Below are 11,908 nucleotides of genomic sequence, written 5' to 3'. Positions count from 1 at the left end.
GGGGGCGGGCGACGGTGACCGCCGCCCGCCTCCGCGCCGTCTCCTTCGCGGTCATCCCGCCTTCCGCGCCACCCACGCCGACAGTTCGGTACGGGCGATCGCCAGCAGAGTCGCGGACGGCGCGGTCGCCCCGTTGGTCACCAAGGCATCGTAGGGGTCATCTCTTTTGGTGAGCGTGCGGTAGCGGATCAGGGGGCAGGCGATGCTGATGAAGGCCAGGAAGTGGTCGGCTTTGCGTTCGTAGCGGCGGTGCAGGCGTCGGCACGGCGAGCCAGAACCATGGTGCGTTCGATCGTCGAACGGTGGCGGCCGAGCCGTTGCGAGCGATACCTGCGGGCGATGCGGTGCCGGATCCCCCGGCTGGATATCCACCGCCGCAGGTGGTTGTAGTCATAGCCCTTGTCGGCGTGGAGTTTGTGGGGCCTGCGCCGCCGGGGCCCGCGGCGGGAGCGGATCGGAGGAATGCCCTTCACCAGCGGGATCAGCGCCTGGCTGACGTGTGTGTTGGCAACCAAGAGACCAACGTACAGGGGTAGCCTGGCCCGCTCCGTGATCAAATGGATCTTTGACCCGTACTTGCCCGGTCTACAGGATTCGGACTTATCAGCTCCCCCTTTTCAGGGCTCGCATGTGGACCGAGTCGATCGCGCACCGGGACCAGTCCAGCTCTCCACGGGATCGAAGTTCGTCGAGCACGAGGCGGTGGAGCTTGGCCCACCCCTGGCCCTTCGTTCACTTGGTGAACCGTCGCGTCGACGGCCCGGACGACGCGGTCGGCAACTGCCACCACGTGCAGCCCGAGGCGTCACGGACGCGCCACGGGCCTGACCGTCGGCGGACTCGTCGCCTACGTCGGCCACCGCTGACGCGCGACACCGAGCCGGCATGCTCGTCCATTGGCTCCAACAGATTCTCAACTCACCGGGGCGGCCTGAAAAGCTCTTCCGGGGGCACTCGGTTCTTCGCGGCGCCGATGGGTGCCGTTGCCCGAACGAAAGGGAAAACCGTGTACATAGGTCTGGGTACCATCGTCGTCATCATTGTCATCGTCGCCATCGTCATGATGTTGCGCCGCGGCTGACATTTACTCCTCGTACCGCATGGTCAGATCGGGAAGTGGTCGGAGTCGGCGGCCTTCCAGTCGGAGGGCGGCTCAAGGAGCAGTTGTCCGGGGTCGGTGACTCCCATGGAGGCCATGATCTGGAGTGCGCTGTCGACGGTGGCCTTCTGGAGGCGCCGCACCCACGCGGCAGCGCTGGGCCTGGATACAGCGGACCGCGAATATCATGGCGCGGGCCGCGTTGCCGTAGTCGGCGCCCTGGATCAGGCGCGGTGTACCGACGCGCTCGGCGAATTCGAGCAGTGCCGCACCGGTGCCGCCCTCCGCGCCGTCGACGATGAAGTCGGGTGCGGTGCCCAGGGCGATCTCCGCGTTCACCTTGGCCCCGGGCCGCACACCTCCGACACCGGGTTTAGCGCCCTGAGACAGCTTGAGCGACACACACCTGACGCTGTCGCCCGACGCCTTCTCGGCGAATTCCCCGTCCCGGGTCCGGCAGCCGAAGTAGCCGGCGTCGTGTGCGAAATCGCCTGCCGCGGCCCCCTGGTTGAGGGCCAGTACGGCGTTGGCCGACAGCGAGCCGAAGGGTGGGGCGCCATCGAGGACACCAGGCACTCGTAGCCCGTCCGGTACACGTCGCGTTCGGTCTCGAACGGCTCCTCGGCGGCGGTGCCCTGGCCCGCTCGTAGACGATTGGACGATGCTGCGCACGTCCGGGTCGAAGGGTCGTCCGTCGAAGTTCCGCTCGACGAAGTACTGCTGCAGTTCGGGCGGATGCGTTCCAGCAGGTAGCGGGCGTGCCCGGGCACCGGGTAGTTGCGCAGCACCGAGTGCCGCCGCTGGGTCAGGTCCCCAGACACGGCAGCAACGACCAGTGCGGGGGGCGGCACCCACGACCACCGCGATCATTCCGGTCCGGTTCTCAGCACTCCCCCCTCGAGTAACCCGGATGACCCGTCGCATGCGCGAGGCCAGAAATCATCCGTATGTCATACGGCAGTGCGGGTATGACGGCCTTTCGGAAAGGTGAATCGCGATATTGGATCGCGCTGAAGTCGAAATTTCAAATTGTGTGGGACCGAAAACGGTGGGAACTCGCTTCACCGAGGAACGTCCACCGGAATACCGGACGGGCTTCCTCGGTGTTCATTCACTACAAGGGGAGGTTTCGCATGACGGACAACATGTGGGGTTATCAGGCCGAGGCGGGCCACCAGACAGGAATGGACCTGACCGGGTTCAAGGTCGAGGCGAGCGACGGCTCGATCGGCAAGGTCGACAAGCACTCCGAGGACGTCGGAGCCGCGTACATCGTCGTCGACACCGGTGTGTGGATTTTCGGCAAGCAGGTTCTGCTTCCTGCCGGTGTCATCTCGTCCATCGACGTCGCCGAGCGGACGGTCCACGTCGGCCGCACCAAGGAGGAGATCAAGAACTCCCCCGAGTTCGACAAGGACAAGCACATCGGTGACCCCGGCTACCACGAGCAGGTCGGCGGCTACTACGGAGAGCACCGAGCCTGACCGTCACCCCGCAGGGGCGGGCACCGGCGTTCTGCCGGTGCCCGCCCTTCGCCGTACGGACCGACCGCCGACGCCGTGAACGGGTCCGGCTACTCGTCCGGCCCTGCGACCAGGCCACCCAACGACCCGTGCTGCGAACGGCGTTGGCGGTAGGCCGCCGCGTTGGCCCGCCCGCCGCAGGTCGACTTGTCGCACCAACGGCGGCTCCCGGACCGGGAATGGTCGACGAACAGCCGGGTGCACCGCGCGTCCGCGCACGCCCTGATGCGCCGGTGATCGGGGCCGCCCAGCAGGACGCACGCCTGGTGGGCGACGGTGGCCAGGGCCTGGTCGACATTGCCGCGCCACACCGCGTGGCCCAACTCCCCCAGCACCGGGGTGACTTGCTTGCCGCCCGCCGTCCTGCTGATGAGCCGCAGGTCTCCGGCGCGGGGTTGCCGCTCCAGCGGATTCGCGGACGCCGTGCGGTAGATGGCCTCGCGCAGCTCCCGCGTCCGCTCGACATCGGCATCGCCGACCCGCCCGGCCACGTCCACCAGCCCTGCCTGCACGATCCACGCGGACAAGTCCCGTGGACCGGCGAGCAGTTCGATCGGGTACGTGCTGCGCCACGTCAGCGTGGCGGCCAGGTCCAGGGCCAGATGGCCGCTGACGAAAGTGAACTCCACCGAAGCAGTGTCGCTCACCCCGGCATACATCGGCAAGATCGTGGAATCAGACCCTTGACCGATGACGCTTCAGACCTCTGACCGATGACGCTCAGGGAATCCGGGGCCTGCTCCCTACCCTCGCCGGCCCCCTGATGACGGGCAGGTTTCCGATGGCCACCGCCTCCGTCGCCGCGCCCACGGCCTGCTATCTCGGCGTCGCCGTACCGGCGCGTCTGGCCGACGAGGGAGCGCGCGTCGCACTCGTTCTGCTGGCCTTGGCACGCGAACACAGTGCGAGCCTCGGCGGCCTCCCGGTCGCCGGGCTGATGGTGCCCCACGTGGTCGCGGCTCCGGTGGCCGGTGCCCTCGCCGACCGGGTCCGTCACCGCAGGCTGTTCCACGGTCTGGGTCTGGCCGCCTACGGCACCGGCCTGGCCGCGACCGCATGGGCGCTGGGCCGTCTGCCCACGGCCCTCGTCCTGCTCCTGGTCCTCGCGGCCGGCTGCTGCGCCCCCTTGGTCACCGGAGGACTCACCAGCCTGCTCGCCGAGCTCATCCCCCAGCGGGCCCTCACGCGGGCCTTCAGCGTCGACTCCACCACCTACAACCTGGCGGGCGTCCTCGGCCCCGCGCTGGCGGCGATGCTGGCCGCCACGATCGGGCCGGGCGCGGCGCTCTTCACCCTCGGCGCGGCCGCGCTCACCGGTGCCTCCGCCGTTGCCCTGCTGCGACTGCCCGTTCGCTCTGCCGCCCAGCACCACAGCGGTGCGCTGCGACCCGCCGTGCTCGTGGCCGGTGCCCGGGAGATCGTGCACAACTCACCGCTGAGGTCCGTGACTTGGGCCAGCGGCATCGGCCAGATCGGCATCGGGGCGCTGCCCGTCATCGCGGCCCTGCTGGCCGGTGAACGCCACGCCGACTGGGCGGCAGGGGGCCTGATGACCGCCTTCGCCGCAGGCGCGATGGCGGGCTCCCTCACCTACGCCGTCAGACCGTGGACCCGTACCCGGCCCGAACGGGTCGTACTGCTGTGCCTGCCCCTCACCGCGCTCCCCCTGGCCCTGGCCGCCTGCGTGTCCGGGATGGCAGTGACCACGGCGCTGTTCGCCGTCGCGGGCTGGACGACCGGTCCGCTGTTCAGTGCCCTGCTCACCGCGCGCGAACGGTACGCGCCACCGGAGCTGCGCACACAGGTCTTCACCCTCGGTGCCGGTCTGAAGAGCACGGCGGCCGCGGCCGGAGCGGCCGGGATCGGCGCCCTGGGTGGATGGGGTGCCGCTCCCCTGCTGGGCATGGCGGCCGGCGCGCAGATCGTGGCGGCAGGCTTCGGAGCCGTCCTGCTGACGTTCTCGCCGAGACGTTCCCGGCGAAGGGGCCAAAACCCCGGCCATGGCCTCCGGGACGGCGCGTCAGCGGAACACTCCGCCCCAAGGACGCCACCGAACTGACGGTGCCCCTGCTGACGTACTCGCCGAGGCCTGCCCGGCGAAGGGGCGGAAAGCCTGGCGGTGCCGTCCGGGACGCCGTGTCAGGAGAACACTCCGCCCAGGGGGCGCCACGGGACTGACGGTGCCCACTGCCCGGCCGACCGCCCGTCAGCCATGCCAATAGCCCTGCGCATCAACACGTCTAGGTCGGTTGCGTGGGGCGTCGCACCGGTCGCGGTGCGGTCATGTCGAGCAGGAGCAGGGCGTCGTGCTCGGGGCTGCCGGGTTCGGCGGTGTAGACACCGATACGCTGGCCTGGGCTGCCTTCGACGTGCAGGGACTGGGAGGTGAGGGTGAGCGTGCCGACCTGGGGGTGGTGAAAGGTCTTGTCGACGGGTTTGCGTCCGGTCACCTCGTAGCGCTCCCAGAGACCGGCGAACTCCGGGCTTTTGAGGAGGAGTTCACCGACGAGGTTGGTCAGATCGGGGGCGTCGGGGGCGGTACCGGCGACGGCGCGCAGGCGGGCTACGCAGCCGGTGATCTGCCGGTCCCAGTTGTCCGCGAAGAGCTCGCGGGCCGCGGGGTGCAGGAAGAAGTAGCGGGCCAGGTTGCGGTGCTTGACCGGCCAGTCGTCGAGACCGGCGTAGAGGGCGAGGCCGCCGGGGTTCCAGGCGAGCAGGTCCATGCTGCGGCTGATGATGTACGCCGGGTTGGGGCGGAGGGATTCCAGCAGCAGCTTGAGATGGGGGCGCACTGCGCGGCTGGGCGCGGGCGGCGGTTCGGCGACGTAACGGGCGGCGCGGGCGGCGAGTTCGCGCAGGTGCTGGTGCTGCTGGTCGTCCATGTGCAGGGCGCGGGCGAGTGCGTCGAGGACGGCGGGGCTGGGGCGGGTCTCCTTGCCGCGCTCCAGGCGCACGTAGTAGTCGATGCTGATGCCGGCGAGGGTGGCCAGCTCCTCGCGGCGCAGACCGGGCGTGCGGCGGATGCCGGTACCGATGGTGAGGCCGACGTGGTCGGGGCTGGTCTGGGTGCGGCGGGCGCGCAGGTAGCGGCCCAGCTCGGCGCCCTCGCTGTGCGCGCTCTCGGATGGCATGACTCCAGTCTCGCCCGACCGGTAGCTGCCGCGCGGCCACGAGGGAGGCCCTGTCATTACCCCCGAAGAGCCCGCCCTGCCGCAGCGATGCCCAGCCGGGCGAGAGTGAAGGGGCAGGACGCCGGCCCCTCCCCCACACCACCGGAGTGAGGGTGCTGGGCGTCACCACGTATCGGAGAGGGCGGAATGCGTTACATCAAGCTGCGTGACCTGGAGGTCTCCCGGATCGGCCTCGGGGCGATGGGCATGTCCCACGCCTACACCGGCTCCGGCACCGATGAGGCCGAGTCGATCAGGACCGTGCACCGGGCGCTGGAGCTGGGCGTCACGCTCATCGACACCGCGGAGATCTACGGCCCCTACACCAACGAGGAGTTGTTGGGCCGGGCGTTGAAGGGGCGCCGGGACAAGGTGGTGCTGGCCACGAAGTTCGGCCTGGTCTCCCACGCCGGCGACGGGGCCTGGAAGCTGGACTCCGGCCCGGCGAACATCCGGACCGCCGTCGAGGGCTCACTGAAGCGGCTCGGCACCGACCACATTGACCTCTACTACCAGCACCGGGTGGATCCGAACACGCCGATCGAGGAGACCGCCGGCGCGGTCGGAGAGCTGATCTCCGAGGGCAAGGTGCGCGCCTTCGGTCTCTCGGAGGCCGGCCCGGACACTATCCGGCGCGCGCACGCCGTCCAGCCGGTCACCGCGGTGCAGTCCGAGTACTCGCTGTGGACCCGTGGGATCGAGGACCGTGTCCTGCCCGTCCTGCGGGAACTGAACATCGGCCTGGTCCCCTTCTCACCGCTCGGCCGAGGTTTCCTGACGGGCACCGTGCGCTCCACCGACCAGTTCGACGCCTCCGACTTCCGGCGCGACAACCCGCGCTTCACCGGCGAGAACTTCCGGCGCAACCTCGCGATCGCCGACGAGGTGCAGGCCCTGGCCACCGGGGTCGGTGCCACACCCGCCCAGGTCGCGCTGGCCTGGCTGCTCGCCCGGGGCGACGACATCGCCCCGATCCCCGGCACCAAGCGGGTCGGCCGCGTCGAGGAGAACACCGCCGCCGACGCGATCACGCTGACCTCGGACCAGCTCGACAGGCTCAGCAGCCTGCCTCCCGCCGCGGGCGACACCCACACCGAGGCCCAGGCACGGATGCTCGAACGCTGACCATCCGCAGCTCTCGGCACAACCCCCGTTTGGAGTAGTTCCTCTCATGCGTGCAGCAGTGATGTACGGAGCCGGCGACGTCCGCGTCGAGGACCGGCCCGACCCGAAGATCGTCAAGCCGACCGACGCTGTGGTGCGCACGGTGGCCGCGTGCGTGTGCGGCAGCGACCTGTGGCCGTACCGTTCGATGCCCGCCACCGGCACCGGCCGCCCGATGGGGCACGAGTTCCTCGGCGTCGTGGAGGAGACCGGCACGGACGTGACCGGGCTGAAGGCGGGCGATCTGGTCGTCGCCCCGTTCACCTACAGCGACAACACCTGCGACTACTGCGCCGAGGGCCTGCACATCTCCTGTCGCAACGGCGGCCGGTACGGCTTCGACGGCGTCGACGGCGGGCAGGGCGAAGCCGTCCGCGTCCCGTACGCGGACGGCACCCTGGTCCGACTGCCGGTGGCCGCCGACTCCGCGCTGCTGCCGTCCCTGTTGGCCCTCTCGGACGTGATGACGACCGGCCACCACGGCGCGGTCACCGCCGGCGTCGGCCGCGGCGACACGGTGCTGGTCGTCGGGGACGGCGCGGTCGGCCTGTGCTCGGTGATCGCCGCCGGACGACTCGGCGCCGAGCGCATCGTGCTCGCCGGCCGCCACGAGGCGCGCACCGACCTGGGCCGCGCGTTCGGGGCGACCGACGTCGTCGCCGAGCGGGGCGAGGAGGGCATCGCCAGGATCCGCGAACTGACCGGCGGCGTGGGCAAGGTGATCGAGGCCGTCGGCACCCTCCAGGCCCTCGAAACCGCCCTCGGCGCGGTCCGGGACGGCGGCATCATCAGCCGCCTGGGCGCCCCGCAGTACGAGCAGGGGCCGATCGGCCGGCCGCCCTTCATGCGCAACATCACCCTGACCGGCGGCGCCAGCCCCGCCCGTGCCTACATCGAGCACCTGCTGCCCGACGTCCTGGACGGCACCATCACCCCCGGCCGCGTCTTCGACCGGCCCTTCACCCTCGACCAGGCACCGGACGCCTACCGGGCCATGGCCGACCGCAAGGTCCTGAAGGCCCTCGTCACGCCGTGACGGCCCCGGCCGCCAAAGCAGCTCCGGTTCATCGACGGGCTGCCGCGCGAACGTCCGATACGTGGTAGCCCCTGGCGGAACCGGTCCGTGAACCGCTTCCCGCCGACGACCACTCCCGCCCCCGGCCTGTCGCGGGAGTGGACGACGGGACCTCGCGAACACGAGCCGGCCGGACACCCCGTCAGGCGCGGCCGGCCGCATACCGGCGCACGCCATAGACGCCCGCCCCCGCCGCGATCACAGCGGCTCCGGCGAGAACGGAGTCGAGGGGCAGGGCGAAAGCCAGGACCAGACAGCCGACCAGGCCGATGACCGGCACGATCCGGGCCGGGCGGCCCTCGGCCGGGGACAGGGTCCAGGCGGAGGCGTTGGCGATCGCGTAGTACGCCAGCACCCCGAAGGAGGAGAAGCCGATCGCGCCGCGCACGTCCGCCGTGGCGGCCAGGACCACGACGACGGCGCCGACGGCGAGTTCGGCGCGGTGCGGCACCTGGAACCGGGGGTGGACGGCGGCCAGCGCATGCGGCAGGTGCCGGTCGCGGGCCATCGCCAGGGTGGTGCGCGAGACACCGAGGATCAGTGCGAGCAGCGAGCCGAGCGCCGCGACAGCCGCGCCGATCCGCACGACCGGGACCAGTCCCGGCACGCCCGCCGCACGTACGGCCTCGGCGAGCGGGGCGGCGCTGTGGGCCAGCCGCCCGGGGCCCAGGACCAGCAGGACGCAGACGGCGATCGCCGCGTACACGACCAGGGTGATGCCGAGCGCGAGCGGGATGGCGCGGGGGATGGTCCGCTCGGGCTCGCGCACCTCCTCGCCCAGGGTCGCGATGCGCGCGTACCCGGCGAAGGCGAAGAACAGCAGACCCGCCGCCTGGAGCACGCCGCCGATGGAAGCGTCCGTACCGATGTCGAGGCGGGCCGTCTCGGTGGCGTTCGAGGTGAGGCAGGCGACGAGCACGGCGGCCAGCACGGCGAGGACGACCGCGACGATCGCGCGGGTCAACAGCGCGGACTTCCGCACCCCGCCGTAGTTCACCGCGGTCAGCGCCACCACCGCCGCGACGGCCACGGCGTGGGAATGGCCGGGCCACACATAGGAGCCGACGGTCAGGGCCATGGCCGCGCACGAGGCGGTCTTGCCGACCACGAAGCCCCACCCGGCCAGATAGCCCCAGAACTCGCCGAGCCGCTCCCTGCCGTAGACATAGGTCCCGCCGGACCGCGGGTACCGGGCGGCCAGCCGCGCGGAGGAGGTCGCGTTGCAGTAGGCGACCACCGCCGCGAAAGCCAGGCCGAGGAGGAGCCCGGATCCGGCCGCCGAGGCGGCGGGGGCGAGAGCGGCGAAGATCCCGGCCCCGATCATCGAGCCGAGCCCGATCACCACGGCGTCGAAGACCCCCAGGCGCCGCTCAAGCTCCCTGGTACCCCCCGCCGCCGATGCCCCGCCCATGGCCCGCTCTCCCGTGCGTATCACACCCGAGTGCCCAAGTCTGGCCGAATACTGGCCATTTGTGCACATGGACTTGCCGACGCCTTGACGATCCGTTCCCTACCCGTTCAACCAGTCATCTGTGCCTGTGTTGTGTGCCGCCCCTAAGGTCCCTGAGGGTTTCGAAGGAAGGCACTCATGGACGCACTCTTCGCGGTCCGGGCTCGCGGGATCACCAAATGCTTCGGCGACATCGTCGCACTCGACGGCGTCGACCTGGATGTGACGCAAGGTCAGATCCACGGTCTGGTCGGACCGAACGGTGCCGGCAAGACGACACTGCTCGGCCTGCTGCTGGGGCTGGCGGTCACCGACGGCGGACGGCTGGAGATCCTGGGCGCACCGGTCGAGCGGGCGCTCGCCGCTCCCGACGGTGTCGCCGGCTTTGTGGACGCGCCCGGCCTCTACCCCTCGCTCACCGCCCGGCAGAATCTCGCCGCGCTGGCCGCGCTCCGTGGCCTCGACGCGGGAACGGCGGGCATCGACGACGTGCTCGGCGAGGTCGGGCTCACCGATGTCGCCGACGACAAGACCCGCGGCTTCTCCCTCGGCATGCGCCAGCGACTCGGTCTCGCCTCCGCCCTGCTCACCCGCCCCCGGCTGCTCGTGCTCGACGAGCCGTCCAACGGCCTCGACCCGGCGGGCAAGAGACATGTGCACGGTGTCCTCACCCGGCTGGCCGCGGAAGGAACCGGCGTGGTGCTCTCCAGCCACCGTATGGACGACCTGGAGGCACTGTGCTCCGAGGTCACCATCCTCGCCACCGGACGTGTCGTTTTCTCCGGCCCGCTGAGCAAGCTGGCCGCCGAGAACCGTGAACTCGACTACCGGCTGCGCACCTCCGACCCGGAGACCGCGCGCCGGGTCGCCGCCGACACGCCGGGCATCCGGATCGTCGACGACAGCGGCATACGGCAGGACGCCGACGTGCTCGTCGTACGCGCGCTGACACCCGCCCTCGACGAACTCGTCGCCAAGGTCGTGCGGTCGGACGTCGCGGTGCGCGAACTCGCCCCCGTCGTATCGCCGTTGGAAGCCGCGTTCCTCGCCCTCACCGAGCAGCAGGAGGCCGGCCGATGACGGCGACCGCAGCCGAAGCCCGCGTCGCCCCCGCCCGTCTCGTCCCGGTCTCGCGCGGCTACCGCTTCGAACTGGTCAAGCTGGTCTCGCAGTGGCGGATCCGGCTGCTGGTGCTCGCCTGCTGGATCGCGCCAGCGCTCTTCGTCGCCGGGGTCGGCCAGCAGAGCACGCTGCCCTCCGACACCCTCTTCGGCCGCTGGATGCACGCCACCGGGTGGGCCGGACCGCTGGTGATGCTCGGTTTCGCGGGCACCTGGGCGCTGCCGCTGCTGACGTCGGTGGTCGCGGGTGACGTGTTCGCCGCCGAGGACCGGCTCGGCACCTGGCGGCATCTGCTGGTGGCGGTCCGCTCACCCACGCGGATCTTCGTGGCGAAGGTACTGGCCAGCCTCACCGTCATCCTGCTGCTGGTGGCCGGTCTCGCCGTCTCCAGCGCGGTCGGCGGGCTGCTGGCGGTCGGCAACCAGCCCCTGGTGGGACTGGACGGGCACCAACTGGCGCCCGGAGACGCGGCGTTCCGCGTCCTGCTCGCCTGGGTCGCGGCCCTCGCCCCGACCCTCGCCCTCGCCGCGATCGGACTCCTCGGCTCGGTCGCGCTCGGCCGCTCCCCGATGGGGCTGCTGCTGCCTCCGATCGTCGCGCTCGCGATGTCGGTCGCCCAGATGCTGCCACTGCCCGTTTCCGTGCGCCTCGCCCTGCCCACCTACGCCTTCATCTCCTGGAACGGCCTGTTCACCAGCCCGTCCCAGCTCGCCCCGCTCCTGATCGCCGTCGCGGTCAGCCTGGCGTGGGCCGTGCTCGCGACCGCCCTGGCCCATGTGCTGCTCGTACGGAGGGACTTCACCAACCCGGCCTACGACGGTTCCGGCCGCCGCGCGATCATGCTCGGCGTGCTGCCGCTGGCCGCGCTGACCGCCGTCACCGTCGGCGCGGTCGCCGTGGCCACCCCGTCGACGGGCTCCGGGATCCAGCAGGCCAAGGTTCAGAAGTCCCTGGCCACCGCGTTCGGGCACCTCTACCGCCTCCAGACGCGGGAACTCCACCGCCCTGCCGTGACGGAGGCGCAGTTGCGGGCCACGGCAGCGTGCACCAAGAGCGACGGCCAGGCCGCCCAGGAGGGGGCGGGCAACGACTGGCGTTGCGTCGTGAGCTGGCATCTCCCCGGCGTCCCGGTCACCGGCACGGCCATCTACCAGCTCGACATCACCTCGGACGGGCGGTTCGTGGCGGACGGCGACGGTCCCAAGGAAGTGAACGGCTACTTCCTCGTACGGACGTCGACCGGAGACGCCCCGAATCCGCTGTGGCAGTTCGACGGCAACGTCGACCTGCTCGACATCCACTGAA

9 protein-coding genes and 2 pseudogenes are annotated in these 11,908 nt (G+C 71.0%); 6 read left to right on the top strand and 5 right to left on the bottom strand.

The window, feature by feature from the left end:
* Positions 1-168: 168 nt before the first annotated feature.
* Positions 169-801, bottom strand: a pseudogene (locus AB0M63_RS26915) (IS5 family transposase); the annotation flags it as partial.
* A 303-nt stretch (positions 802-1,104) separates the two neighbouring features.
* A pseudogene (locus tag AB0M63_RS26910) lies at positions 1,105-1,950 on the bottom strand (hypothetical protein).
* 282 nt (positions 1,951-2,232) lie between these two features.
* On the opposite strand from AB0M63_RS26910, the gene AB0M63_RS26905 reads away from it, so the two are divergent.
* A complete protein-coding gene (locus AB0M63_RS26905; RefSeq protein WP_355908810.1) occupies positions 2,233-2,583 on the top strand; it encodes a PRC-barrel domain containing protein in 351 nt (116 codons plus the stop codon).
* An 89-nt stretch (positions 2,584-2,672) separates the two neighbouring features.
* Here AB0M63_RS26905 and AB0M63_RS26900 read toward each other — a convergent pair whose 3' ends face one another.
* Entirely contained in the window at positions 2,673-3,251 is a 579-nt protein-coding gene (locus AB0M63_RS26900) for an ABATE domain-containing protein (protein WP_366021205.1), read from the bottom strand.
* Between the two features lie 134 nt (positions 3,252-3,385).
* Here AB0M63_RS26900 and AB0M63_RS26895 point away from each other — a divergent pair, with 134 nt between their 5' ends.
* Positions 3,386-4,681 (top strand): MFS transporter, encoded by a 1,296-nt coding sequence (locus tag AB0M63_RS26895; protein WP_366021204.1) that lies wholly within the window; start codon positions 3,386-3,388, stop codon positions 4,679-4,681.
* A gap of 181 nt (positions 4,682-4,862) precedes the next feature.
* Here AB0M63_RS26895 and AB0M63_RS26890 read toward each other — a convergent pair whose 3' ends face one another.
* A complete protein-coding gene (locus tag AB0M63_RS26890) occupies positions 4,863-5,753 on the bottom strand; it encodes a helix-turn-helix transcriptional regulator (RefSeq protein ID WP_355908802.1) in 891 nt (296 codons plus the stop codon).
* A 186-nt stretch (positions 5,754-5,939) separates the two neighbouring features.
* On the opposite strand from AB0M63_RS26890, the gene AB0M63_RS26885 reads away from it, so the two are divergent.
* Both AB0M63_RS26885 and AB0M63_RS26880 read left to right on the top strand, forming a co-directional pair.
* On the top strand, positions 5,940-6,917 hold the full coding sequence (locus tag AB0M63_RS26885) for an aldo/keto reductase (RefSeq protein WP_355908800.1): 978 nt from the start codon (positions 5,940-5,942) through the stop codon (positions 6,915-6,917).
* A gap of 46 nt (positions 6,918-6,963) precedes the next feature.
* On the top strand, positions 6,964-7,992 hold the full coding sequence (locus tag AB0M63_RS26880) for an alcohol dehydrogenase catalytic domain-containing protein (protein ID WP_366021203.1): 1,029 nt from the start codon (positions 6,964-6,966) through the stop codon (positions 7,990-7,992).
* Positions 7,993-8,173: 181 nt separating this feature from the next.
* On the opposite strand, the gene AB0M63_RS26875 is transcribed toward AB0M63_RS26880, so the two are convergent.
* On the bottom strand, positions 8,174-9,442 hold the full coding sequence (locus AB0M63_RS26875; protein WP_366021202.1) for an APC family permease: 1,269 nt from the start codon (positions 9,440-9,442) through the stop codon (positions 8,174-8,176).
* A 177-nt stretch (positions 9,443-9,619) separates the two neighbouring features.
* On the opposite strand from AB0M63_RS26875, the gene AB0M63_RS26870 reads away from it, so the two are divergent.
* Both AB0M63_RS26870 and AB0M63_RS26865 read left to right on the top strand, forming a co-directional pair.
* Positions 9,620-10,561: an ABC transporter ATP-binding protein gene (locus AB0M63_RS26870; protein WP_366021201.1), complete on the top strand. Its 942-nt coding sequence runs from the start codon at positions 9,620-9,622 to the stop codon at positions 10,559-10,561.
* Positions 10,558-11,907 carry an ABC transporter permease gene (locus AB0M63_RS26865; protein ID WP_366021200.1) on the top strand — a complete coding sequence of 450 codons (1,350 nt, stop codon included), beginning with the start codon at positions 10,558-10,560 and terminating at the stop codon, positions 11,905-11,907. Before AB0M63_RS26870 ends, AB0M63_RS26865 begins: the two co-directional genes overlap by 4 nt.
* The last annotated feature ends 1 nt before the right edge of the window (position 11,908 follow it).

This window comes from Streptomyces sp. NPDC051576, from assembly GCF_040681835.1.
In the GTDB taxonomy this organism is placed as follows: domain Bacteria; phylum Actinomycetota; class Actinomycetes; order Streptomycetales; family Streptomycetaceae; genus Streptomyces.
Note: the sequence above shows the minus strand (reverse complement) of the source record. Positions and strands in the feature narration are given on the sequence as shown.